This is a genomic window from Embleya sp. NBC_00896 (genome assembly GCF_045207785.1).
Classification (GTDB): Bacteria; Actinomycetota; Actinomycetes; order Streptomycetales; family Streptomycetaceae; genus Embleya.
Map to the genome: position 1 here is coordinate 3107464 of NZ_CP108777.1, position 25935 is coordinate 3133398.

The 25935-nt window shown below is 69.9% G+C and carries 13 protein-coding genes and 4 pseudogenes; 8 read left to right on the plus strand and 9 right to left on the minus strand.

Annotation, left to right across the window (positions count from 1 at the left end; all coding sequences use genetic code 11):
• The first annotated feature begins 345 nt into the window (after window positions 1-345).
• Window positions 346-7416, plus strand: coding sequence for a polymorphic toxin-type HINT domain-containing protein (locus tag OG928_RS47250; RefSeq protein ID WP_331768195.1), 7071 nt, complete (start codon window positions 346-348; stop codon window positions 7414-7416).
• Between the two features lie 290 nt (window positions 7417-7706).
• Here OG928_RS47250 and OG928_RS47255 read toward each other — a convergent pair whose 3' ends face one another.
• Complete coding sequence (locus OG928_RS47255) at window positions 7707-8069, minus strand: hypothetical protein (RefSeq protein WP_331768196.1); 363 nt, start codon at window positions 8067-8069, stop codon at window positions 7707-7709.
• 406 nt (window positions 8070-8475) lie between these two features.
• On the opposite strand from OG928_RS47255, the pseudogene OG928_RS47260 reads away from it, so the two are divergent.
• The 6 genes and pseudogenes from OG928_RS47260 to OG928_RS47285 form a co-directional block, all read left to right on the plus strand.
• Window positions 8476-8886: pseudogene (locus tag OG928_RS47260) on the plus strand (transposase); the annotation flags it as partial.
• A 394-nt stretch (window positions 8887-9280) separates the two neighbouring features.
• Window positions 9281-9859 (plus strand): annotated as a pseudogene (locus OG928_RS47265) (helix-turn-helix domain-containing protein); the annotation flags it as partial.
• Between the two features lie 208 nt (window positions 9860-10067).
• Window positions 10068-11360 carry an ATP-binding protein gene (locus OG928_RS47270; protein WP_331768197.1) on the plus strand — a complete coding sequence of 431 codons (1293 nt, stop codon included), beginning with the start codon at window positions 10068-10070 and terminating at the stop codon, window positions 11358-11360.
• 51 nt (window positions 11361-11411) lie between these two features.
• Entirely contained in the window at window positions 11412-11951 is a 540-nt protein-coding gene (locus OG928_RS47275; RefSeq protein WP_331768198.1) for a hypothetical protein, read from the plus strand.
• The gene (locus tag OG928_RS47280) at window positions 11879-13144 is read left to right on the plus strand and encodes a transposase family protein (RefSeq protein ID WP_331768199.1); all 1266 of its coding nucleotides are present in this window, start codon (window positions 11879-11881) and stop codon (window positions 13142-13144) included. The genes OG928_RS47275 and OG928_RS47280 overlap by 73 nt, the downstream gene beginning before the upstream one ends.
• Entirely contained in the window at window positions 13141-13911 is a 771-nt protein-coding gene (locus OG928_RS47285; RefSeq protein WP_331768200.1) for an ATP-binding protein, read from the plus strand. The genes OG928_RS47280 and OG928_RS47285 overlap by 4 nt, the downstream gene beginning before the upstream one ends.
• A gap of 55 nt (window positions 13912-13966) precedes the next feature.
• Here the strand turns inward: OG928_RS47285 and OG928_RS47290 are convergent, their stop codons facing one another.
• From OG928_RS47290 to OG928_RS47305, 4 genes and pseudogenes are all read right to left on the minus strand, one after another.
• Window positions 13967-14926, minus strand: coding sequence for a helicase associated domain-containing protein (locus OG928_RS47290; protein ID WP_331768201.1), 960 nt, complete (start codon window positions 14924-14926; stop codon window positions 13967-13969).
• Between the two features lie 750 nt (window positions 14927-15676).
• Window positions 15677-16570, minus strand: coding sequence for a hypothetical protein (locus tag OG928_RS47295; protein ID WP_331768366.1), 894 nt, complete (start codon window positions 16568-16570; stop codon window positions 15677-15679).
• Between the two features lie 591 nt (window positions 16571-17161).
• Window positions 17162-17539 (minus strand): annotated as a pseudogene (locus tag OG928_RS47300) (TniB family NTP-binding protein); the annotation flags it as partial.
• 203 nt (window positions 17540-17742) lie between these two features.
• Window positions 17743-18048, minus strand: a complete 306-nt coding sequence (locus OG928_RS47305; RefSeq protein ID WP_331768202.1) for a hypothetical protein — start codon at window positions 18046-18048, stop codon at window positions 17743-17745.
• A gap of 411 nt (window positions 18049-18459) precedes the next feature.
• Between OG928_RS47305 and OG928_RS47310 the strand changes: the two genes are divergently transcribed.
• Window positions 18460-19278, plus strand: a complete 819-nt coding sequence (locus OG928_RS47310; RefSeq protein ID WP_331768203.1) for a hypothetical protein — start codon at window positions 18460-18462, stop codon at window positions 19276-19278.
• A 663-nt stretch (window positions 19279-19941) separates the two neighbouring features.
• Here OG928_RS47310 and OG928_RS47315 read toward each other — a convergent pair.
• The 4 genes and pseudogenes from OG928_RS47315 to OG928_RS47330 form a co-directional block, all read right to left on the minus strand.
• Window positions 19942-20766: a TnsA-like heteromeric transposase endonuclease subunit gene (locus OG928_RS47315; protein ID WP_331768204.1), complete on the minus strand. Its 825-nt coding sequence runs from the start codon at window positions 20764-20766 to the stop codon at window positions 19942-19944.
• Between the two features lie 189 nt (window positions 20767-20955).
• Window positions 20956-22272, minus strand: a complete 1317-nt coding sequence (locus tag OG928_RS47320) for a DNA-binding protein (RefSeq protein WP_406292069.1) — start codon at window positions 22270-22272, stop codon at window positions 20956-20958.
• Window positions 22273-22420: 148 nt separating this feature from the next.
• Window positions 22421-23080, minus strand: a complete 660-nt coding sequence (locus tag OG928_RS47325; RefSeq protein WP_406292146.1) for a helicase associated domain-containing protein — start codon at window positions 23078-23080, stop codon at window positions 22421-22423.
• Window positions 23017-25431 (minus strand): annotated as a pseudogene (locus OG928_RS47330) (Helicase associated domain protein); the annotation flags it as partial. The gene OG928_RS47325 and the pseudogene OG928_RS47330, both read right to left, overlap by 64 nt.
• Between the last annotated feature and the right edge of the window lie 504 nt (window positions 25432-25935).

The following is a 25935-nucleotide window of genomic DNA, read 5'->3' on the forward strand; positions in this document are numbered from 1 at the left end:
GCCGGGGAGCCCGGCGCGAGTGCGCATAGGCGGAGGGAAAGTAGCGGGTCACGGCGAGTAACCACAACCGAAAAGTTTATGTGACCCGACTCACACTCATTCGGAATGCAATCCCGTGATCACGATCCGTTATTCGCGCTGGTAGGCCTTTCGGATGCAAGGGATGATCGCGACTTCTCACAGCCCTGCGACCATCCACGACGCCTTTTCGTTGTAGTGATTCAAATCTCATCCAACGCCGGAACCTTGATTGTCAATAAAACGCTTGGCCCATAGCCTGCGCCTCTCATTTGGTCTTTCGCCCGTTCCTCGGGGGCGGGAACGGCGGGACGCAGGGTGGCTGGCATGAGCGTGGGGTCCTGGAGGATCGGCGGCACAAACAAGCGCGGACGCCGGGGCATCGCCCGGCCTCTGGTCGTGGTCGGCACCGTCCTGGCGCTGTTCGCGTCCGTGGGCCCGGCCCAGGCGCAGGGCCTGCTCGTCGACCCGAGGAACAAACCGGCCTGGTCCCCGAGCCCCCTCGACCACATGCCCTCGGTCGGCGGCTCGGACGCACCGAAACCCAAGATCCAACCGCTGACCGGCGACGGACGCCCCGCCTGGAAACCGGCCAAGGCCCAGTGGCCCGCGCCGCTGGAGGCCGAGACCGTCCCCGCTCCCGAATCGGCCACCCGATCCTCGGGACTGGCGGCCCTGCTCGCCGCCCCGGGCCAGGGCCGCGTCGGCGACAGCCCGATCCGCGTCACCACCCCCGCCGGAGGCGCACCCTCCCCGCTCAAGCCCCGCACCGCGCTCGCCCCGAACACCGCCCCGGCGCCCGCGAAGGTCAAGGTCACCCTCGCCGACCGGGCGGCCACCGACCGCGCCGGCGTCGACGGCGTCCTGCTGAGCATCGGCCGCACCGACGGCCGCACCGACACCGGCCGGGTCACCGTCTCCATCGACTACTCCGCCTTCCGCGACGCCTTCGGCGCGGACTGGTCCACACGCCTTCGCCTGTTCGCCCTGCCCGAATGCGCCCTGACCACCCCGGACCGCGCCGAGTGCCGCACCCGCACCCCGATCGACAACTCCCGCAACGACCGCATCACCCAGCGCGTCACCGCCGACATCGACCTCCCCGCCCGCACCGCGGCCGACCCGGCCGCCACCGGCCGCATGGTGCTGGCCGCGACCGCCGCGGACGCCGGCCCCTCCGGCGACTTCAAGGCGACCTCGCTGTCCGCCTCCGGCTCCTGGACCGCCGGCGGCAACTCCGGCTCCCTGAACTGGAGTTACCCGATCCCGGTCCCACCCGCGATCGGCGGAACCGCCCCCCAGATCAACCTGGCCTACAACTCGGGCGGCGTCGACGGCCGCACCACCTCCACCAACAACCAGGCCTCCTGGATCGGCGAGGGCTGGGAGTACTCGCCCGGCTTCGTCGAGCGCTCCTACCAGGCGTGCGCCAAGGACGGCCAGGACAAATCAGGCGAGATGTGCTGGTCCGACCAGAACTCCCTCACCCTCTCCCTCAACGGCCGCTCCTCCACCCTCCTTCGCGACGACGTCTCCAAGACCTGGCGCCTGCAGGAGGACGACGGCTCCCGCATCGAACTCCTCACCGGCGCGAGCAACGGCGACGACGACGGCGAACACTGGAGGCTGACCGCCACCGACGGCGTCCAGTACTACTTCGGCGCCGGCCACAAACCCGGCAACGGCAACACCGGCCCCGCCACCAACGCCACCTGGACCTCACCCGTCTACGGCAACAACACCGGCGAACCCTGCAACAAGGCATCCGGATTCGACGCCTCCTGGTGCCAACAGGCCTGGCGCTGGAACCTCGACCACGTCGTCGACGCCCGCGGCGGCCTGGTCACCTTCACCTACAACGAAGAGAAGAACAACTACACCCGCGGCGCCGTCCTCGTCGGCTCCGGCACCCTCACCCCCTACACCCGCGGCGGCACCCTCGCCGCCATCACCTACGGCTCCAAGACCACCGACACCACCGAGCCCACCGCGCAGATCCTCTTCGACACGGCGGAGCGCTGCTTGAAGAAGGACGGCTTCGACTGCGACCCGGCCAAGATGACCAAGGCCAACGCCGCCAAATGGCCCGACGTCCCCGTCGACAAGGTCTGCGCCGCCACCGGCACCTGCGAGCAGTACGGCCAGACGTTCTTCTCCACCCGCCGCCTCACCAAGATCACCACCCAGACCCGGGTCGGCACCGGCTACCGGACCGTCGACGAATACGCCCTCGACCAGGACTACCCCGACCCCCAGGACGGCTCCACCGCCACCCTGTGGCTCAACTCGATCACCCACACCGCCTACGACGGCACCAAGAAGATCGACACACCCTCCGTCGACTTCACCGGCAAGTTCAAGCCCAACCGCGTCGACGCGGGCGGCGACATGGCCCCGCCGATGAACCGCCGCCGCATCACCGGCATCACCAACGAGACCGGCGGCCAGACGACCGTCGACTACAACGACCCCGAATGCACCCCCGCCGCGCTGCCCACCCCGGACGCCAACACCAAGGCGTGCCACCCCACATGGTGGAGCTACGGCGACTCCGAACCCGTCCTGCACTGGTTCCACAAGTACACCGTCGCCCAGGTCACCCAACACGACCCCACCACCCACGGCGCCGTCGACACCTCCACCCGCTACGAATACCTCGGCGGCGCGGCCTGGCACCGCGACGACTCCGAACTCACCGAGGACAAGGAAGCCTCCAAGCCCAAGTCCAAGGACCGCCGCACCTGGAACGACTACCGCGGCTACGCCGAGGTGATCACCCGCTCCGGCGCCGGCCCGGACAAGGTCACCAAGTCCAAGTCGCTGTACCTGCGCGGCATGGACGGCGACGTCAGGAAGGACGGCTCCAAGCGCGAGGTCACCGTCACCGACTCCGCCGGCACGGTGATCACCGACGCGAACCCCCTGCAGGGCTTCGCCTACGAGACGCAGACCTTCGACGGCAACGACGTCGGCAACAAGGTCGTCTCCACCACCTCCTTGCGGCCGTGGACGTCCGCGACCACCGCGACCCACAAACGCGCCCGCGATCTTCCGGACCTCACCGCGCAGATGACGCGCACCGACCGGACGCACACCCGCGACCTCCTCGCCGACGACACCTGGCGCAAGATCCGCAAGGAAACCACGTACGACCCCACCTACGGGCTGCCCACCGAGGTCGCGGACTTCGCCGACAACCTCGACCCGTTCTGCACCACCACGACCTACGCGCACAACACCACCGCGTGGATCATCGGCAAGCCCACCGAGGTCGTCTCCGTCGTCGGCGACTGCGCGACGACCCCGACCCAGAGCACCGTCTACGCCCAATCACGCGTCTACTACGACGGGCTCGCCCTCGGCCAGGTCGGCGCCGTCGGTGATGTGACGGCGACCGAGGCGGCCACCGACTACAAGGCCGGCGCCCCGGAGTGGCTCACCACCGCGAAGTCGGAGTACGACGCCCACGGACGCGTGGTCAAGGCCACCGACGCCGAGAACAACGTCACCACCACCGCGTACGAACCCGCCGCCGGAGCGCTGCCGACCCGCACGACGGTCACCAACGCCAAGGGCTGGACGTCCGTCCAGGAGTTCGCCGGCCCGCGCAACCTGCCGGTCAGGACCGTCGACGCCAACGGCCTCGTCATGCAGCAGGAATACGACGCCCTCGGCCGCCTGATCGCGGTGTGGCAGCCCGGACACGCCAAGACCGCCGACGCGGACCTCCAGTTCGCCTACCAGGTCAACAAGACCGCGCCCTCGGTGGTCACCACCAGGACACTGCGGATCAACGGCCGTTACACCATCGCCAACAGCATCCTGGGCGCCTTCCTGCAGCCGCGCCAGAGCCAGACCAGCCCCGGCAACGAGGCCGGTGGACGCCTGGTCGCGGACACCTTCTACGACAGCCTCGGCCGCCCGCTCAAGACCAACCAGCCGTACTACGAGTCCGGTGCCGAGCCGAACGGCTCGGTGTTCGTCGCCACCGACACCCAGGTTCCCGCGCAGACGACCTTCACCTACGACGGGCAGGGCCGCAAGACGGCCGAGGGGTTCTCCTCCAAGACGATCAAGCAATGGGAGACCCGCACCGCCTACCAGGGCGCGGACAAGGTGACCGTCACGCCCCCCGCCGGCGGCGTCAAGACGATGTCGACCAACGATGCCCGCGGCAAGCCGACCGAACTGCGCGAGTACCGCAACGACGACCCCACGGGCACCGACTTCACCGCGATCACCTACACGTACACCCCGCGCGAGGAACTCAAGTCCGTCACCGACGCCGGCGGCAACACCTGGACCTACACGTACGACTTCCTCGGCCGCAGGACCCACACCGAGGACCCCGACAAGGGCCCCTCGGACACCGCCTATGACAAGGTCGGCCGAGTCCTCACGACCACCGACGCGCGCGGCCAACAGTTGCACTACGCGTACGACCAACTCGGCCGCAAGACGAGTCTGTACAAGGGCGCCACCGCCAAACCGGAGAACCTCCTCGCCGGATGGTTCTACGACACCCTGGCCAAGGGACAACAGGACAAGTCGATCCGCTACGTCGGCGGCGCCGCCGGAGCCCAGTACGTCAGCGAGATCACCGGCTTCGACGCCGACTCCTACCGCCCCACCGGCACCCGCGTGACCATCCCCGCCGCCGAGGGCAAGCTCGCCGGCGTCTACCAGACCACGAGCACCTACGAGAAGCTCACCGGCCGGCCCACCTCCCTCACCCTGCCCGCCCACGGCGGCCTGCCCGCCGAGGACCTGGGCTACAGCTACCTGGCCACCGGCCAACTCGGCGGCCTCGCCGGGCAGGATCCCTACCTCTTCTGGGCCGACTACGACGAACTCGGCCGCAACACCCGGGCCTACCTGGGCTCCGAGTTCACCCTCGCCTCCTTCACCAGCAAATACGACGACGCCACCGGCCGCCTCCTCGGCACCGAATGGGCCAAATCCACCGCCGACACCCCCGTCGACGTCACCTCCTACACCTACAAGCCCAGCGGCGACGTCACCTCGATCAGCACCAAACGCGACACCAACACCACCGACACCCAATGCTTCACCTACGACGGCAACCGTCGCCTGAAGCAGGCCTGGACCGACACCGCCGGCACCACCACCGAACCCGCGCCCAAGGTCCCCGGCATCGGCGGCTGCGTCACCCAGACCCCGACCAAGACGACGGTCGGCGGCCCGGACCCGTACTGGCAGACGTTCGACTACGACGCCGTCGGCAACCGCACCAAACTCGTCGAACACGACGTCACCGACGACCCGGCCAAGAACGTCACCACCGAATACGGCTACCGCGCCGGCGCCAAGCCCACCGACCGCACCCACCGCCTGGACACGGTCACCGTCAAGACAGGCACCCGCGAAGCCGTCACCACCAACCTGACCTACGACCCGAACGGCAACACCAAGACCCGACCCGGCACCGACGCCAACCTCCAGACCCTCACCTGGAACGAAGAGGACAAGCTCACCACCGTCGCCACCGCGACGAGCACGAGCAGCTACCTCTACGACGCCGACGGCAACCGCATCGTCCGCCGCGAGAACGGCAAGACCACCCTCTACCTGGGCAGCGACGAACTCACCACCAACACCAACGGCACCGGCCCGGTCATCGGCACCCGCTACTACCCCACAGCTGGCGGCGCCACCGTCATCCGCAACGGCACCGGCACGCTCACCTACATGGCGGCGGACAACCACGGCACCGCAAACAGCACCCTCGACGCCACCACCCTGACCGCGACCCGCCGCCAGTCCAAGCCGTTCGGCGAACCCCGCGGCGCACAGCCCACCCAGGCCAACGGCCAATGGCCCGACGACAAGGGCTTCCTCGGCAAGCCCATGGACGCCACCGGCCTCACCCACATCGGCGCCCGCGAATACGACCCCACCCTTGGCCGCTTCATCAGCGTCGACCCGCTCATGGATTTGTCTGATACCCAACAAATGCACGGGTACACGTACAGCAACAATTCCCCGGTAACCCTGAGCGATCCGACCGGATTGCTTGCGGGGCAGATGGGGAACAGGCGGCGGGACAAGTCCGGTGGTGGGGGAAGCCTGGGAAACAGGCAGCGGAACGAGCGCACCGGTGATAGCGCACCGGTCACAACCGGCGGCGGAACCGATAGGACCGGCGGCGGCAGCGGGTGTAGGCAGTACATAGAGATTTGCAAACCAGCCACCAGTATGACTGTCATCGTGCCACCGGAGTTCAAGAAGGGCACCAAGACTCCAGACCGCAACGACTACGTGCAAATAGGCGCTGGACTCCTGGCGGGTGGGTATCGAGCCTTTGATCCATGCGCCCTGACAAGCGGGTATTTCGTAGGTAAACGTTGCGGATCCGATATGGTCGATGACTGGGCTGCTCGGAATGGTCTGAATGAATCGCCGTACGGATGCGACGGTGTCATGGACTGTGAAGACGATTACGGTAATGGCAAGAAGCTATTCAGTGTCCTGAGTTTGATGGCTGGTGCGGCCAGTTTCTCGGGGAACACTGTCGTTCGTATCCCCTGCAACAGCTTCTTGCCTGAAACCCAGATTCTGATGGCGGACGGACTTCGTCAGCCAATTCAAGACATTAAACCTGGCGACGTCGTGTTGGCCACCGACCCCGAAACCGGAGAGAGCAAACCTCGTACTGTCCTGGCGTCGATCACCACGGAGGATGACAAGGATTTCGCCGACGTCACTGTCATGACAGACCAGGGTGACGCATCCATCATCGCCACCGCGCACCACGTTTTTTGGGTCCCAGACCTGAAGCAATGGGTCGATGCCAGCGACCTCAAGCCCGGCCAATGGCTCCTGGCCTCCGGCGGAACGTGGGTTCGAGTGAGTGCTGTTCGCCTATTCGGACAGCCGGCCCGCACGTACAACCTGACCGTTGACACAGATCACACCTACTATGTCGGGGTTGGAGACCAAGACGTCCTCGTTCATAACTGCGGGGCCGAGCTGCTATCCAGGGCTCGCCAGCTTCATGGGACGAGGGCAGATGAGGTTTCTACCGTTGCTGTTGCTCGAGTGCAGAATGTGCGTGATCCGAATAAGATTGAAACCTGGGTGGCAACTGAACGCACCGGGCTTCCTAACGAGTGGCGAGGTGGTGCGGCCCCTCTGCGCGGGGAGCGCTATATTCCTGGCGAAGGACATGCGGAGGCAACAATTATCAACGCGACGAATGGTCAATGGAATATCATCGGAATGGCATCTTCGACGCGTATGTGCCCGGGCTGCCTTGCTCAAGCTAGACAGAGAGGTCTGACCCAAAGCGATATCGGTAAAGGTAACGGGATTTCCTCGACTGGAAATACGCCATGGCGTGTGGTTCTCGGTGGCGGATCGGTGGAAGGTGGATCATGAACCTCGTGAAACTCCGGGGAGCGCTTTGCCTAGTGCGGATGAAGCCTATCCTTGAGATGGCCTCAACGCCTTTTCTGGTAGAGATTGACTCTATCGTTGCGGCATGCAGCATGCATGAAGCGCCAGATCTCTCGGCGGAAGTGGGTTCACTGAGAGAGTGGCGTTGTCGAATCGGGATGCTCGATGACTCTCTGGCCCGGGAGTATTTTCAGTCGACAGCGGCAGGGATTGCGATTCTTGTTGCAGAGCCGCACGAGATAACCCCTACGGAGGTTAATTGGAGGATTTCTTCAAGCGTCGCAAATTTCTGGGACTCGTGTGATGATATTCTTCATCGTACCGAGGGGTATTCGAGGGGTGAACTTGTAGGCATCAAGACAACTCTTCGAGGCGTGGAGGATATTTGGAGAGATAGGGATTTCGAAATTCTTGCTTCGCAAGCTGATCCGCGTATTGCCTTTCTTGATCGCCTGGCGAAAATCCAATCCAATGTGCCTCGGCGAGTGGAAGTTGCACGAATTGTCGCAGATTGTGCGGGCTGGTTGTAAAGAATGTGTGGTGTCGGTGTAGGTCGGCATCGTCGCGTGAGCGTGTTCGGCCTGTTCAAAGGGCCATTCGGTGGTGGTGGCGTCGGTGCTGTTGGCGGTTGCCATGTGGTGATCAGGGGAGTGTTGGTGGGCGTGTATCACGCCCACCAGGGGTTTGGCTGACCGACGCCGCCGAGACTTACCGGTGGTTTGTTGAGGGCGGTTCTGATTAGCAGTATGCCGTGAAGTAGCAGTATTTGTCGGCCCGTTCGGGGGTGCGCCGTGACCGCTCGTGTGCCGTGTCCGCCCGCTCCGGGGTCGTTGGAGGGGTATGCGGCCCGGTTCGACGACCTGTTCGGGACGCTGGCGCAGCGTCGGGGGTTCCGGGAGTATCTGGTCGGTTTGTTGGCGCCGCGGGATCGGAACAAGACGCTGACCTGTCTGGCGGGGGCCGAGCCGGTGGTCGGCGCGCAACACCCGGCGGTGCAGCGGCTCCAGTTCTTCCGACCTCGAGCGGGTCAACGCCCGCCGCGTGGAGTTGTTGCTCGCGGATCCGGCGACCGCGCCGCACGCGGGCGGGGTCCTGGTGATCGACGATTCCGGCGACCGCAAGGACGGGACGGCGACCGCGCACGTGGGCAAGCAGTACCTGGGATCCGTCGGGAAGATTGACCGCGGCGTCGTCACGGTGACCACCTGTTGGGCGGACGAGCGCCTCTACCATCCACTGCACGCTGTCCCCTACACGCCGGCCCATCACTTCGCGAAGGGGAAGGCCGACCCCGATTTCCGCACGAAACTGCAGATCGGAGCCGCTCTGGCCCGTGAGGCGAAGCAGGCGGGCGTGTCCTTCCGGGCGGTTGCCGCGGACTGCGCGTATGGCGACCAGGACGGCTTCCGCGGCGAACTCCGAGAGGCGGGAATGCCGTTCGTCATGGCACTGAAGCCACGGCGCGGGATCTGGGCACATGCCGACCAGGCCCACACTCCCGTCGACGCCGCCCGCATCCTGACCTGGGGCGGATGGCGGGATCCCGGCCACTGGCGCGCGGTGCCCCGCACCTTCCGCGACGGCCACACCGAGACCTGGTGGGCCGCCGACGCGACGCTGGGCTGGTGGGGACCGGACGGCACGACCCGGCTGGTGGTGGCGACCGCCGACCCGGCGACGTTGCCGGCCAAGGCCACCTGGTATCTCGCCACCAACCTGCCCCTGTGGGTGCCGAAAATTCTATCCGTGCAGGTGGGAGGCCCTGCGGGACTACGCGCGACTGATCCAGCCAGCCAGCCCGCCCGCCTCGTGGGCGTGGTCACGGCCGCGGCAGCATGTGATGTCCGTGCTGCTCCGACTCGCCTACCTCGCCGTCACAAATGCGCTCGCCGCGCTGCGGCTGCTTCCCATGACCGACCGCGACAAAGACGCCGAGATCCTGGCCCTGTGCCACCAGGTCACCGTCCTCGAACGGCAACTCGGGAACCGGCGGCCACGGTTCACCCCGCCCGACCGGGCCCTGCTCGCCGCGCTGCTGCACCCGCTGCCGCGCGACGTGCTGCGCCGGCTGCGGCTGACCGTGCACCCGGACACTGTCCTGCGCTGGCACCGCGACCTCGTCCGCCGACGCCACGCAGCCGCATCCCGCCCGAAACGCCCCGGACGACCTCCCACGGTCCGCTCCATCAGTGTCCTGGTGGTCCGTCTCGCGCGCGAGAATCCCACCTGGGGCTACCGCCGCATCCACGGCGAACTCGCCGCGCTCGGCATCCGCATCGCCGCCTCCACGGTCTGGGAGATTCTCAAGACCGCAGGCATCGAACCCGCGCCCGGACGTGGAGCCACGACGTGGGCCGCCTTCCTGCGGTCCCAGGCAGAAGCCGTCCTGGCCTGCGACTTCATCGAGACCGTCACTGTGAGTGGGTGGTGTGGTGGCGGTGTGTTGGTCGGCATCGCTCGGTGGGAGTGTCCGGCGGGTTCAGAGGGTGTTTGAGGCGTGGTGGTGGCGCTGTTGTCGGCTGTCATGAAGTGATCAGGACAGTGCCGCGGGCCTTGTAACACGCTGGCGGGGGTTTGTCAGATGGTTGACCGTTCCTGTGTCACGTACCCGCGAGCGGGGGTGTGCTCGGGATATGGCCGACGCACGCAGGAACGCCTCTTCTCCGGGCCCCGGGGCCGCCTCGGTGCCGCGCCCATGGGCGGTACGGCGTCTGCTCGACATCGACGCCTCCGGGACGGTGACCAGCACGCACGTGCGGATCATCGCCGAGGCGGCCGGGGTGTCCGAACGGACGATGTGGCGGTGGCTGCGTGAGGCACGCGGAGGGCGTCTCGAGGCACGCCCCCGGAAGAACGGCTTCACCTTTTCCGACGCGTTGTGGGCCGAACTCGCCCGTATGGGTGGCAACGTGGCCGGCCTGCGCCGGTCGATGCTGGAACGTCAGGCGGCGGGCACGCTCGCCGTGTGGGACGCCGTCTCGGTGCCGTCGGCGAGCACACTGCATCGCGCGGTCCGTGATGACATACGCGCCGGCCGACTGCTGGAGGTTGCCCCCAGGTCCCGAACCGGCACACCCTCCGGTCACTACGACCGTGCGCTGGCCGAGTTGCGTCTGGAGGAATTCTTCGACGACCGGCCACCCGAACCCGCCGATGCGGACACTACCCCCGATGTCCCCGCCGTGGTTTCGCGCGCGCGCCTGTACACCCCCGACGCCCGCCTGGTCGTCACCACCCAGGTCGCCGCCGTCGTGGAGGCGGTGGGGCATGTCGCCGCCGCCCGGGGCGTGTTGTGCGTGTTCGGGGACGCCGGCCGCGACAAGACCGTGGCGGTGGAACGCGCGTTGCGTCTGTTGCCCTCGCGGGTCCCGGTCTGGCGGGCGGTCACTCCGGTCCAGGCGACGCTGCCGCACCTGCGGGCGGCCCTGGTCGCCGCGTTGGACCTGTCGTCCGTCGCCCCCACACACCGGGCGCAGGCCTGTGACCGAGCCCTGATCGAGGCGCTTCGACAACCAGGGGTGTTCTTCCTCGACGACGCCCAACGCCTGCCACCGCCGCTGTTGGACTACCTGCGCCTGTTGTGGGACGCCCCCACCACCATCGCGACGCTCATCCTGTGCGGTGCCGGGTGTGAACGCGTCCTCGCCCAGGCCCCCGCGCTGGCCTCCCGCGTCCTGACCTGGCACGAGGTGACCCGCCTGGACCCGACCCAACTCCCGCACACCCTGGCCCTGTTCCACCACGTTTGGCACACCGCCGTCCCCGACGACGTGCGGCATTTCGACGACACCGTCGCCACGGGCAACTTCCGTACCTGGGCCAAGATCACCTCCCACCTACACGCCACCCTCGTCCGCCGTCCTGATACCGCCGTCGACCGCGAATTCCTCAAACAGGCCTGCGCCCGCCTCGGCTCCCACCCCTGACCACGCCGATCACGACCACACCCACCTTCGCCTCATCGAACAGGACCGGCGATGACTCTCAGTGGCACCGCGCACTCGACCACCCCTGCATCCGCATCACCCGTGCTCGACGCGGCTTCGTTGACCGCGCTGCGCGTCCCGGCCGTTCAGCGCCTGCTTGCTCTCCGCGCGCAACGCCGCCTGACCCGCGGTCACGTGCGCTTGGCCGCGCAGTGTCTGGACGTGTCCGAGCGCACGATGTGGCGCTGGCTCGCCGACGCGTCCCACTCGCCCGAGGCCGCCGCCACGCCGGGCGCGCGCCGTGGCGCGCGTTTCGAGGTCACCTCGCAACTGCGAGTCCTGCTCGCGTACTGGCACGGGAACGTCTCCGCCGTCCACCGCGAACTCACCGCCCGAGCCCGAGCGCACACCACCCGTCCCTCGACCACAACGACCCCCGACGGTGCTCCCACACCACCCATGCCGATCGATACCCCAACGCCCGAACCACGTCGTCCGCCCTTCCGGGTGGTGCCCCGGTGTCCGCCGTGCCACTGCTGGACCCGGTCCCCTCGCTCCCGACGCTGCTTCGCGCGGTGCGTCGGGACCTGACCCCGGGGGAGCGGGCAGGTCTGCGCGCGGGCCCCGAGGCCGCTCGCGCCCTGGACGTGTTCGCCCGGCGCCCGCCCACGTGGCGCAACCACACCTGGGAAGCCGACCACGTCCAAGCCCCCCTGCCCGTCGACGCCGACGGCACCCCCGTGCGCCCGCACATCACCTGGTTCATCGACACCACCACCAAGGTCGTCACCGGCGTCGCCGTCACCCCCGGCCACCCCACCCGCGCGTCCATCCTGACCGCGCTGCGCGCCGCAGTGCTGCGCCATGACCCGTACGGCCCGGCCGGGGGAATTCCCGAGAACCTGCGCATCGACCGCGGCAAGGACTTCCTGTCGACCACGGTCACCACCGCCCTGGGGACGCTCGGTGTCACCACCCGCGCGCTCCCGCCCTACAGCCCCCACCTCAAGGGCACCGTCGAGAACCTCAACGGCGCCGTCGACCGGATGCTCTTCGCCGCGCTGCCCGGCTACACACCCACGCCCCAGCCCCGCCGCCGCGATCGGCGACCCACCCAACCTCCGCTCACCTTCCGCGACTTCACCACCGAGGTGCTGCGGTGGGTGACCTGGTGGAACACCGAGCACCGCCCCCAGGCACTCGCTGGTCGTACCCCCCTCGAAGCCTGGAACGCCGATCCCACCCCACTCACCGACATCCCCGCCGACCAGTTGTGGTCCCTGACCCTCGAGGACGACGGCCGCCCCCGCCCGATCACCAGCCACGGGGTGCGCTTCCGCAAGCGGGACTACGTCGCCGCGTGGATGACCGGCCACCTCGGCCGCACGGTCCGGGTGCGTCACATGCCCCACCACCTCCACGAGATCGAACTGTGCGATCCCACCACCGGCCGACACCTGGGCACCGCATACCTCGCCAACGCCGCCACCGACGAACAACTCGACGCCCTGCGCCGCGCCCGAGCCGCCCGAGCCCGCCGCCTGCGCGCCGACACCAAAGCCGCCGAGAAACTGCGCCGCGAACGCTTCGCCCCCACCACCACCCCCGACGACGCCCGCCGCCTGCAGGCACTCACCGCTCTCGATGCCGATCGCGAACTCGACCACGCCGACCACGTCGACCTGGCCACCCTCGCCCTGCCGGACCTGATTCCACCGACCCCGCCGCCCGCCCACTGGGCCACACCCACCACACACAAGGCCGAACCCGAGGAACAACCGTGACCGCGAACCCGCCCACCCCACCGACGGACACCGACACCGACCAGTACGTGCCCCTGCCCGACGCCCGGATCGTGGCCACCCGCGCCCTGCTCACCGCCCGCGAGAACATCCGGGACACCATCGCCGCCAGAGCCATGACCTGTATCCACGGCGGCGCCGGCGTCGGCAAGACCCTCGCCGTGAACGCCTGCCTGCGCGAACTCGAACCCGACGAGGACGTCCGCCGCATCACGTTCCGAGCCCGGCCCACGGCCCGAGCGGTGCGCCACGAACTGCACGCCGCACTCGGCCTGCCCGGCACCCCGCCCCGCCACCCCAGCGAGTTCGACCATCTCCTCAAACAGGCCCTCGCCCGACATCCCCGCACCCTTCTCGTGGACGAGGCCCAATGGCTCAACGGCGAGGCGGTGGAGTATTTCCGCTTCCTCCACGACGAGCGCACTACCGACTTCGCGATCGTCTTCGTCGGCGGCGAGGGCTGCCACACCACGCTGCGCAAACAGCCGATGCTCGCCTCACGCATCTTCATCTGGCAGCACGTCACCCGCCTGACCCCCACCGAGGTCAAGGACGTCATACCGTCCTACCACCCCCTCTGGGCGAGCGCCGACCCCGACGACATCGCCTACGCCGACCGCCACGCCACCCACGGCAACTTCCGCGCCTGGGCACGCCTGACTGCCCACACGCTCACCGCACTGACCCATACCGGCCGCACCACCGTCGACTGCGACACCCTCCGCTGGGCCTTCAGCCGACTCGGCTAACCCCGACCCCACCACGAACCTCACCCCGGATCTCACATCCGGACACCACGCCATCTCACCAGCGCATGCCGAGCTCCGTCAGGAGTCGCCCGCGTTCGACCGACAGCGAACTCCGCCGGGTGCGTTGGTTGTTGACCCATTTGCCGAGCCGCACCTCGACCGTCTCGCCGCCCTTCGCCGCGGCGAGGTCCGTTCCCGAACCGCGCCTCGACGCCGCTGTGGCGCCGGCGGGCCGCCTGGTCCGTCCGTCCGCGTCGTTCTCCGTCGTCACGGTCTCGACATGCGCCCGCGGTACCTCCAGGTGTCCTTCGCGTTGGCGGTAGGCGACGGCAGCGGCGAACGCCGTCTCCCACGCGCCCCGGCCACGCCTGGGTGCCCGGGACCCGCCGCCCTCGCCCACCGGCGCACCGCCCTCCACCACACCGTTCCCGCCGCCACCTTCCGCGCCACCGTCGCCGACAGCCACCACTGCGCCGTCCATCGCCTCCCCGGCCCCGATGGCCACCGCCACGCCGTCCCCGCCGCCGACCCGCGCCGCGTCCCCTTCGTCCGCCGCCGCGCCGCCATCGGCCGGGATGCCGAGTTCGTCGAGCTGCTCGATCTGTCCGGGCCTGAGCTTGGCCCACACGGTGGGCCTGGTCTGCCGCTGCGCCCAGGCTCCGATGTCCTGTCCGCCGGCGATGTGTCCGGGCGCCAACTCCTCCAAAGACCCGCCCCGCGCCAGGAAGAGTCGTACCTCGTTGGCGGCCCGCTGCCAGGCGATGGACCACCCCTCCGGCTTCCACCACGGGTCCAATTCCTCGAGGGCCCGGCGCCGTTCGGGGTGCGCGTCCAACACCCCCGCGCGCCGCTGGTTCGCGAGCCACTGCCCGACCCTGACGCCGTCCTGGAAGGCACTCTGTGGTGCGGCGAGGTGTCCGTGCCGCTGCGCCCAGCGCCGGGCGACGGCGAGTCCGTCCTCGAACGCGGCGTCGGGGTGCGACCACACCATCCCGAGCATCACGAGCCTGCGCACCCGCCCGGCGTCGAGCCGCCCGGCGGCGTACTCCCGTCGTTGAACGGCACTCCACTGCCCGACGGGGTAGTCGTGGTCGTGTTTGTGAGTGGTCGTTGGTTGTGGGGTGGTGTGGGGTGTGTGGGCCGGGGGTTTCGCAGTTGTATTGGGATGGTTGTTCCGGGCGTGGGGTTGGTGGGCGTGGTTTTCGGGGTGCGGGTGGGGTGTTCGGGTGGGCTCGGGCGGGGTTGTGAGCTGGGAGTTTTCGCACTTGTATTGGGTTTCGCGGGTGTTGTGGGATGCATTGAGATTTTGTGCGGTTCGGATGGGAATGCCATAGGCGGCGGTTGCCGGCCTTGTCTTGCGGGTGGTCCCGGGGCTCGGCCCGGGGCGGGGTTTTCAGGGTCGGGTGTGGTGGCGGATCCAGGACCGCAAAAGGTCGTCGGGTCCGGGGGCCAGGCGTGTGAGTCCGAGTGTGAGTGGTCGTTGGTTGTGGGGTGGTGTGGGGTGTGTGGGCCGGGGGTTTCGCAGTTGTATTGGGATGGTTGTTCCGGGCGTGGGGTTGGTGGGCGTGGTTTTCGGGGTGCGGGTGGGGTGTTCGGGTGGGCTCGGGCGGGGTTGTGAGCTGGGGTTTTCTCACTTCCGTTGGGTTTCGCGGGTGTTGTGGGATGCACTGAGATTTTGTGCGGTTCGGATGGGAATGCCGTAGGCGGCAGCGTTTGGCGGTTCTTCTCGGGTGGTCCCGGGGGATCGGCCCGCAGCCCGGGGTTTTCAGGGTCGGGTGTGGTGGCGGATCCAGGACCGCAAAAGGTCGTCGGGTCCGGGTGCCAGGCGTGCGAGTCCGAGTGTGTGGGCGGTGTGTTCGAGGAATGTGGTCACGGCCGGGTGCCGGTCGGGCCGGGGTGTCGCCGGTAGGCGCGTACGAGCGAGGACGCGGGCGAGGACGACCGTTTCGGGATGGACGATCACGGGCCGGGCGGTGAGTTCCCAGGAACTGCCTTGCGTGGTCGTGTGGTCGGGGTTGAAGGCGGCCAGGCGGCGCCCTCGCGCCTTCCACCGGCCGGTGAGATACAGCCGGTGGTCGTACCAGCGGGTGACGATGGCCTGTGCCCACGTGTAGGCGGTGTTCGCGTTCGGCCGGCGCAGGAGCCGCAATTGTTCCCGGTGTGTCGTGGGCGAGTTCGGGCAGGCGGGTGTCCAGGAGCACGGCGATCGCCCACCCAGGTGCTCCAACACGAATGCCGCGAGCACCACACCCGATGGGCAGGCAGGTACATCCGTGCGCGTGCGGTGGCGCCTGCGGTGTGGCGCAGGGGAGGCGCCGAGCACGCCGAGGTTGTTCGTACGGGTCGGGGCGATACCACGCGGCGCTGCCCGCCCCGGTTGCCCCGACGGCGTCCGGTGTTCGGGCCGGGTTCGCGTCCGGGGCCGTTCGAGGTGGGGGAGCGCCCGCGCAAGGTGGTGGTGGGGGACTCGGGCGAAGACGGCGAGTCGGTGTCGTGCCGCGTCGTCGAGGTGGATCTCGGTCGTGTCGGTGTCGTCGGCGCCTCGCGCGCCCGTGGTGGTGATGCCGATGCCGTCCAGCAACTCGGGCACGCTCTGCCGATACGTCGCCGCGACGCGACCGAGCCAGGAGGCGGTGGACTCGTAAGGCAGGGGAGCCACACGGAACGCGCCCGGTCGCGTGTCGGTCCGGCCCCACAACGCGGGTTCGGCAGCCGGGCCCCGAGGGTTCGCGCCATCGTGTGTTGCAAGTGCTCCCGACCCCGACCCTGCTCCCGGGAGCGGGCCGGTCCCGGTCGCCTTCACGTGTCGTGTCGCCGTGTGCGGCCACCGGTGCGGGTGCGTCCGGTGACGCGGGGGCGGTAGTGGTCCTCGGCGGTGTGGTCCAGCACGATCCCCTCGAGGCCGGTTTGGTGATTTTCTCGGTGCCGTCGAGGATCGCTGCGATCGCGGCCTGGCGGAGCAGGCGGGCGAGGCTGCCGATGCGTCCGCCGGTGCGGGCGTGGAGATACGACGCCGCGCGAGGGAGTGTCCCCGCGCGGTGTGCCCGCAGGTCCAGACAGGCTTCCATCGCCGCGACCAGGTCACGGAACGGCGTCCGCCCGCCCCCGCCGCCGAGGGGGACGGGCCCGCAGTCGACGACCGTGGCGCGCCCGGCGAGTGCGCTTGCCGCACGAACAACGGTGTGGCGACCACGTCGATGCCCGCGAACACGAACGTCGCGCCGATGCGTTCGGTCAGATCCTTCAACAAATCGACGGCCTCCGCCCCCGTCGTGGTGCGTGGGTTGAGGCGGTGGATCTCGTCGATCGCGACCAACCTCACCCCCGCCTCGCGGTAGGTGTGGCACACCGCGTCGACAATCTGCGCCTGGGTCGCCCTCGCGGTCACCGGAACCCCGAGGAAGCGCGCGAACTCGGTGGAAAGGGCCTTCGCGCTGGCACCGGGCGGGACCAGGACGTACGCCACCGGCACCCACCCCTCCAACGCCCTTCCGCCGCGTCGGGCGGCCTCGGCGAGGTGGCATGCCCGACCCACCTGCAACAGCGCGGTGGTCTTGCCCGTGGTCGGCGGCCCGGTGACGATCACACACGGCCGCGCGCCCGTCTCCTGGTGGCGGCCCAGGATCATCAGGGTGCGCACCGTCCGCGAGATCGCGTCGATCGTCGGGGTGCGCACGACGGCGAACCGCGAGTGATACGCCAAACGCTCCTCCACCCCACGCCCGGCCTCGCCCGCTTCGGGCGGTGTGACAGGCGGCCGTTCGACGAAGTCCCGGAACCCGTCCCACGTCACGGGCGACGGCCACCGGCCCTCCGCCGCCTCCGCGCCGGTCACCACAACTCGGCCTCGGCGTGCGCGTCGTACAACCCGAACCCGCCCGCTCCGCCGGACGCCCCACCCGACTTCGACTCGGAGTCCGTGTCCTCGTCGAGGAACTCGCCGCCGCCGTCGAGGTCGTCCAGACTCTCCACACCAACACCGGCACCGTCGTGCGCCGCCGCGCCCGGTACGCGTCCCGGGAAGACGAATCCCGCGACCCCCTCCGAGTTCGCGGCATGCCCGTCGTGCCCGGTGCCCGCCTGCTCCACGACGCGGCGCCCCGGGAACCGCCCGACCCGCGGTGTCCTCGCGTCCACGACTTCTTCGGCTCCCGCCGCCCGGGCCGGCGCCCCACGGCGGGGCGGACCTCGCGCAGGAGCGCCGCGAGGGCGCCGGCGAGGTCGGCTTCGTGCCGCTCACGGTCCCCGCGTCGTTCGACGCTCTCCCTCACGTGCCTCCACGCGTGGACGTCGAACGGCGCGTTCACGTGGTCGCGGTGGATCCACGGCACCTCGGCGAACTCCCCGCCGGGCAGGCGCACCCACACCTGGCGGCCGTCGTGGGGATTGTGGTGCACCTCCCACCTGCCCTGCCGCGCGGTCACTCCCGAGGACCGTCCCCGACACGCCCCCAGGACCGGATGGTCGTAGGTGCGGTGGTCGATGCGGATCCCGCGGTCGGTGACCCGATGCCACCGCACCGGCAGCAATTCCACATAGTCCCGCCCCGTGAGCGGCACCGGCACATACCCGCACGCCCCCACCAGGGCGCCCCACATCTCGTTCGGCGTCAGCGCCGCCCTGGCCATCATCGGATGCCGCAGCCCCTCGTGGGGCCGGCCCTGCCACCCGACGGTGATCCATTCGTCGAGCAGGTCCTGCAACTGCGGCACCGTCCAACACGCCTCGTCCTCCACACCCTGTCCGCGCCGGGTCGTGTTCGACCCGGTGTACCCGGCCACGTGTTGGCAGAACAGCGTGTTGATCGCGCCGAACGTCCGCTCCACCACCCCTTTCGCCGCGGGCCTGCGCGGCGGGGCGGGCTGCACGCTCACCCCCAACGTCTCGCACGCCGCCAGGAACGCCTCGGACACGAACACCCTGCCCCGGTCGACCACGATCGTCTCCGGCACGATCACCGGCCGCGCCGCCGCGCCCTCCAACCGCCCATCCACCGTCGCCAGCCGCTCATACGGCACGCTCGCCCGCGACAGCTCCAACGCCTCGGGCCAGTGCGGGCGCATCGGATGCGGCACCACCATCTCCGCGAGCAACAAAGCGGCGTCGACCGCCTTGGTCCCCTCCGGCCGCAACACCGCCGCCACGACGCTCCGCGTCGCCACGTCCACCGCGATCGTCAACTCCGGCCGCCCCAACCGCCCGTCGTCCAAAACGGCCATCACGTCCAAGCGGGTGCTGTCGACCTGGACCTGCTCACCCGGCCGCGACGCACCCACGGGAGCGAACGGCGGCGTCGTCGCGCTCGCGGTCCGCGCCGGCCGCCCCGGCAACTCCGCCGGATCGGCCAAAGCGTTCACCAACCGATAGAACGTCGCCCGCGACGGCAAGGCCACCACACCCGGCCCATGCGCCCGGTCCAGGATCTCCCCGGCCAACCGCCGCAACCCCTCCACCGTCCCCTTCGACCGCCCCCGCTGCCGCCGCAACGCCTCCAACACGGCCACCACCACCCGCTCGTCGCTGCGCCCGGTCGCACTCGCGCCGCGCGTGGCGCGCTTGTCGACCAGCCCCCACAGGCCCTGCCGCCGATACCGGCCGCGCATCCGCTGCACCGTCGCCACACTCACCGCCCACCCCGACGCCCGCATCTCCTCGACCTTGGCCCGCTCCCGCTCCGCCATGGACCGACCCGGGCCGTACTGCGCACGCGCCACCCCCACACCGCCCGGGCCGTCCGGCAACCCGCACTCGATCTCGTGGATGTGCCGCTGCCACGCGAGCGCCCGCTCGCGCGCTCTCGCAACGGCACCGTCTGGAACAGCCCCCACCGCGGCACCCCCGCCACAGGCGCCGCACCCACCAGCGCGAAGTCCGGGGCCGCGCACAGGTACCCGACCAGCATCGACCCGACCACACCCCGCTCGTCCACCAGCCGCACCACCGGACCCTCCAGAGCGACCACCTGCCACGAACGCCCCTCGAACACCACATGCGCGCCCACCGCGACCACCGGCCGCCGACCCCCGCCGCTCACCACGACACCCCACCCTCGGCCGCCGCGCCGACCACCGCCTCGACCCCCGGTCCCGCCCAGGCCGGCACCCGCTCGTGCAACGGCCGCGACAACACCACCGACAACCGCCCCGACCACAACGCGTGAAAGACCACCGGCCACACCACGATCGGATCACCCACCGCCCGCACACCCTCGATCAACGGCCGCGCCCGGGCGAACGCGTCCATCACGGCCGCCTCCACGGCGGGCGAGCCCCGATGACGGGGATGCCGGTATCCGGCCAGCCACCGCACGTTCGCCACGAGAACCGGGTCCGGTGGCTCGAGCCGCCGATACGACCAGCCGACCGCCTCGCACGCCGCCGCGACCACCCCACCGGCCCGCAACGCCCGCACCCCACCCGCACCGGGCGAACCCGGGCAGTCGGCCAGCAGCGCGGTGCCGTCCGCGTACCGGGCGAACACCTGCGGGACCCACGACCGCACCCGCCCGTCCGCCGCGTCGCGCCACACCAACCGCACCGGCCGCCCCGCCAACCCGACCACCCGCGGATCCCGATCCAAGAACATCAACCGATCACGCATCACGGCCGACCCGTGCACCACATGGCCGCCGGTGGTCGCCGACCACCACCAGCCCGGCCCCCACCGCCGCCCCGGCACCACCGCAAACGCCGACACCGGCGCCAACTCCTCGAACCGCGTCGACCCCGCCGCCTCCACCCACGGCCGCTGCACCACGCCCCCCACCGCGTCGACGAACTCCGCCTCGACACCGGCCACTTCCGCAACCGCCGGGGTCCGAACCCCCGCCCCGCCCACCGCGAACCGCTCATCCATGCCCGTAGTCAAGTACGCGAGAAATCCTCAGAAAGACAGAGAACCCCACCACCACCCGAACGAGCGCACCCCCGCACGAACACCCCACGCACACACCGAGCCCGTGATAACCGCTGCGCCGCAACAGGTCCGCCCCCGCCCCTACGCGCCGACCACCTCGGTCCGACCCGACCCGGGCCGGCCACGCGCCTATTCGTCGTTCTCGTCCCGGCCGGCCGTGAGCACATCCGTCAACTCCGCGGCCGACAACCCGGCCCAGCCGGCGACGTCCTGCACGGGCACCCCGGCGTTCAACGCCGCGACAGCGGTCCGCCACAAAGCCCGCTCGAGGAATTCGACACCCCAGGAGAGGTTCCCCAGCAGGTGCCGGGCCGCGTCCGCGGTGCTGCCGGTCTGCGCCCCGCGCAACGGGAGCAGCTGCTCCTCCGCTTCCCCCACGAGCTCGTCGATCAGCATGCGTTCCTCCGCCGGCACCATCGTGCGCCACAGCGTCCCCGAACCGCCCGCCTTCCGCTCCCTGCCCGGAGACCGCAACAGCGCGGCCGCGGTCGCCGGCCGATCCTCCTGCCGCACCCGCCACGGATCGTCCACCCACCCCAACCCCACACCCGCACCCGCGCCCCCACGCCGACGGCGGACGACGGCGCCCATCCACGCGATCAAGGGCCCGCCGTCCTCGACCACGACCACCGACCCCAACCACGCCCGCCTGACCCGCTCCCCGAGTTCACGGCAAAACGCCCCGTCCACCCGCAACATCCGAGGCCGCCCGGCACCACTGTCGCGCCACAACCGCTCCACCATGCCCGGATCCAGCAACGCGTCCGCCACCGCGACCACCTCCGGGAAGACGACCGCGTCCCGCCCCACCACCCGCCACCACCCGAAATCACCCCCGGCGTCCCCGCCCGCGACCGCGTGCAGCCGCTGCGGCCAGACCTCCTCCCGCTCCCAGTGCAACGCCGACTCCCACCACCGGCACACCACCGCCCACGCGACCCCGAACACCTTCCCGGGACCCACCCCCGCCCGCGCCGCCCGCCGCGCCACACCCGCCCACCGCCGCCGCGCCACCACCTCCGGCACCTCACGCAAGTCCAGGTGTTCCGGAACCCCACCCGCGTCCGCGTCCAAACCCCACCGCCCGTGCCGCACGCACACCCGCTCCCACCGCGCCGCGTAGCGAACCACCCGCACCGGCCCGCCGGTACGCCGCGCCGCACACAATCGACACCCGAACGCCACCGGGCCCACCACGGCGCCGCCCACCCGCCACATCCCCTGCGGCATCCCCGCCGTGCCCCACCCGGCAACCTCGTCCTCTTCCCGGCCCCAGGACGGCAACGCCCGCCCGAGCACCTCCTCCCCGACCCCACACAACTCCACCAACACCCGCCGCCCCGCCGCGTCCAGGACCACCTCCGCGTCCGCCCGCAGCCCTCCACCCCGGTGCCGGGGACGGTGGTTGAGCCACCCCCAGTGCCCCGCCAGGGCATCGGCGTCCACCCCGTAACACCCGGCGACCCGGCCCATGAACGACCACGTCGTCTCACCCCCGACCGGAGCGACCCGAAACACCCCCCACCGACATCCCCCGACCTCACTCCGAACCTCACACCCGCCAAACACGACCCCCCCCGGCCGACACCGCCCCTCACCACCGCATGCCGAGTTCGGTGAGCAGCCGCACCCGTTCCTCGGTCAGCGATCCGCGCCGAGTGCGTTGGTTGTTGACCCACTTGCCGAGCCGGACCTCGACGGCACCGCCACCCTTGCCCGCGCCACCACCGAGTCCGGTCGCCGTCTGTGTCGCCACGGTCTCCACGTGTGCGCGGGGAACTTCGAGATCGCCTTCGCGTTCGCGGTAGGCGACGGCCGCCGCAAACGCCGTCTCCCACGCGCCCCGACCGCGCCTGCGCGCCGCTGCCCGTCCGCGAGGTCGTTGGCCGCAGACCCGCCGACATCGACGCCCGCAGCCACCGCCACGTCGCCGTCCGCTGCGCCGCCGTCGTGTTCGGGGCGGATGCCGAGTGCGTCGAGCTGTTCGAGTTGTCCGGGCCCCAGCCGTGCCCGCACGGCTGCTCGCCGGTGCCGCTGCGCCCATCTGCCGATGTCCTGGCCGCCGGCGACGTGTCCGGGTGTCAGCTCCTCGAGGGCTCCGCCGCGGGCGAGGTGCAGGCGTACTTCGTTGGCGGCCCGCTGCCAGGCGATGGTCCACCCGTCGGGCTGCCACCACGGGTCCAACTCCTCCAGGGCCCGGCGGCGTTCGGGGTGCGCGTCGAGAACCCCGGCACGTCGCTGGTTGGCGAGCCATTGGCCGACGCGGATGCCGTCCTGGACGGCTCCCGGTGGCGCGGCGAGGTGTCCGACGCGTTCGACATACCGTCGTGCGACGGCGAGTCCGTCGTCGAAGGCGGCGTCGGGGTGTGACCAGACCATGCCGAGCATGACGAGTTTGCGGACGCGGCCGGCGTCGAGCCGCCCGGCGGCGTACTCCCTCCGTTGTACTGCCGCCCATTGCCCGACCGGGTAGTCGTGGTCGTGCTCGTCGCGTGTATCGAGCGGAATTCTGAGGTGGCCCCGCGTCCGGAGGAAGCGGCGTGCGGCGAGGTAGCCGCGGTTCCAGTCGCGTTCGTCGGGGTCGATGACCCGTAGCCGCACGAAGTCGGCGACGATCGCGGGGTCCCGTGGGCTGGAGAACCGCAGGAACGGCCGTGTCTCCGCCTCCACGCCCCCGCCCGGGCCGCCCGGCACATCCGGACCCACCGGCCCGGCCGCGCCCTCCACGACCCCTCCCACGACCCCTCCCACGCCCTCGGCGGCCCCCGCGCCGCCCGCCGCTGCGCCGGCTTCCGCTGTACCGCCGTCGGCCGCGCTGTCCGCGTCGTCGTCGGGTTCGTCCTCGACGACCGCCCTGGCTGCGCCGTGTGCGGTGGCCTGGGGGACGGCGAGGGCTTCGACGAGCTCGGGGGCGTGGGCCCTCAGGGCCTCGAGCACCGTCACCAAGTAGCGATGGCCATCCGACAGGAGCATGTCGTCGGGGTGTTCGTGGTCGTCGAGGAAGACGGGGACGACGATGCCGGCGACCTTGCCCTGCCCCGGTTGCTGCCGCAGAGCCCTACCCAGGGCCTGAGTGATACTCACAATACTTGACATTTCGTCGAAAATGGCTACGGCGTCGACGGCGGGACAGTCGATCCCCTCGCCGAGGATCCGCACGTTCGAGACCACGGACAGGTCGCCCGGTGTGCCGGGTTCGGCGAACCGGCCGAGAACTCGCCGCCGATGCTCGGCCGGGTGATCGCCATGCAGCCATTGGGCCCGCACGTCCGCGGGCGCCTGGTCCGGGAGTTCGGCGCGCAGCCGTCGGCCGACGTCGGGCAGTCCGAGGGCGAAGGCTTTGGCTTCGGCGACGCGGTGGTGGAACGTGATGACGGTGCGCAGGTTGTTCTCGCGCGCGGTCTTGAGGAGCGCGGTCTGCAACGCGGCGAGGCGTTTGCCGCGCCAGGCCTCGACCAGCTTCGGCGCGTTCGGGCTCTCGTCGTCGAGGGCCTTTCGCGCGTCGCGCCGGGCCTGGTTGAGTTCCTTGTCCCTGATGTCGGCCACCAGCACCACGAACCTCGCGAGCAGACCGCGCTGCACACTTTCGGCGAGCCCGAGCTGAAACAAACGCGGCCCGTAGATCTCGATCGCGTCCATGGACACGGCGAGTTCCTCGGGCAGTGCGGGGACGCGCGAGCGTCGCGATCCCCGGGTCTGCGACGTATCGCCGTCGCCGTCGTCATCTGACGCACCGTCAGCGAAAGCGGACATTTCACCGGTTTCGTAGATCATTTCCGTTTGCAGTTCCGGCGAGAAATACTCGTCTTCCGAATCGATTTCCGGATCGATATCGTCGGGGATCGGCGGGAGCTCGATGTGAGGTCGGGTGTGAGGTTCGGTGTGGTCTCCCGCCCCGAGACCGAGGCTCGGGGCCCTGGGCACGTGTCCCGCCTCGAAGAGCGCCTCCTGACCACCCGGACGCCCGGCGCCACCGCGCCGCCGCTCGCCACGCCGCCGCCTGCGCCGGCCTTTGAAGGGTTCGTAGATGCGGGGTGTGGCGGTCATGTACAACCGCCGCTGCGCCGGGACGAGTGTGTTGTCGTGGACGTCGGTCCAGGTCTTGTCGATGTGGCCGGCGGCTCTGTGGGCTTCGTCGCTGAGGATGAGGGTCCAAGCCGGTAGGGCGGGGATTCCGTAGGGCCCGGTGTGGGCGTGGATGATGGCGCCGAGAGACGCGTAGGTGCTGAACACGGTGTACCGGGCGTGTTGTTGGGCCCACAGGGCGAGGCTGGGTCCGCTGGTGGTGGCGCGCACGCCCGCTGCGCCGAGTGCGGTGTCGCCTTCGAGGGAGCAGATGGCGAGCATGGGTTCGTCGTGTCCGAGGGTGCGCCAGGCGGTGACGGTCTGGGTGAGGAGGTCGAGGGTGGGGACCAGGACGAGGGTGCCGCCGGTGGGGGCGAGGCATCTGGCGGTCTCGGCGGCGATGAGGGTCTTGCCGGTCCCGGTGGCGGAGACGAGGAGCCCGCGGTTTCCTCCGGGCCCCACAGGGCCTTCCAGGCCTCGCACGGCGGCGTCGACGGCCTCGACCTGATGCGGTCGAAGCCGTGGTGTGGAATTACGCATGGACCTTCTCCATTCGGTTCCGGAGTACCTGCCGGGGTGCCCGCTACATGTCTAATCTTACCTGTGGAAGAATTGAGTCACCGCTAGTCCCTGTCTTCCGTACGAACGTGTCTGAATGTTGGATTCGAGATGTCTCGAACGGTGACGCGCCCGGAGGATTCGGCCGCCGAGGGAGGCCGTGGCGGTGAGGTGGACCCGGCACCGGGCTCCGTCGCACCAGCGAGGGAAAGACAAGAGACGTCAACCCCCGTATACGGAAGCCCACTTCGGCAACTCGCCTACGTCAAAGTCGACTCCACCAACAAGCCAACGCCCGGACCCACTTGCCAGCTGGCCGCGCAGCGGCCCACCAGGCACCCGCGAAGCGGGTGGCGTCGGGGTCCCGCGCAGCGGGACCAGGAGTCCCGCAACGCGGACTCCGACGCCGCGAAGCAGCTGTCAGCTCCTTGATGGCGCAACGCGCCATCCGGCCACTGTGCGGCGACCTTTCACTCGCAAGCCGCG

What these genes read in the sequence shown, in the direction of transcription:
- OG928_RS47250 (WP_331768195.1), top strand. Translation starts at nt 346, where the DNA reads ATGAGCGTGGGGTCCTGGAGGATCGGCGGCACAAACAAGCGCGGACGC.
- OG928_RS47255 (WP_331768196.1), bottom strand. Translation starts at nt 8,069, where the DNA reads ATGGCAACCGCCAACAGCACCGACGCCACCACCACCGAATGGCCCTTT.
- OG928_RS47270 (WP_331768197.1), top strand. Translation starts at nt 10,068, where the DNA reads ATGGCCGACGCACGCAGGAACGCCTCTTCTCCGGGCCCCGGGGCCGCC.
- OG928_RS47275 (WP_331768198.1), top strand. Translation starts at nt 11,412, where the DNA reads ATGACTCTCAGTGGCACCGCGCACTCGACCACCCCTGCATCCGCATCA.
- OG928_RS47315 (WP_331768204.1), bottom strand. Translation starts at nt 20,766, where the DNA reads ATGGATGAGCGGTTCGCGGTGGGCGGGGCGGGGGTTCGGACCCCGGCG.
- OG928_RS47325 (WP_406292146.1), bottom strand. Translation starts at nt 23,080, where the DNA reads ATGGCTCGCCAACCAGCGACGTGCCGGGGTTCTCGACGCGCACCCCGA.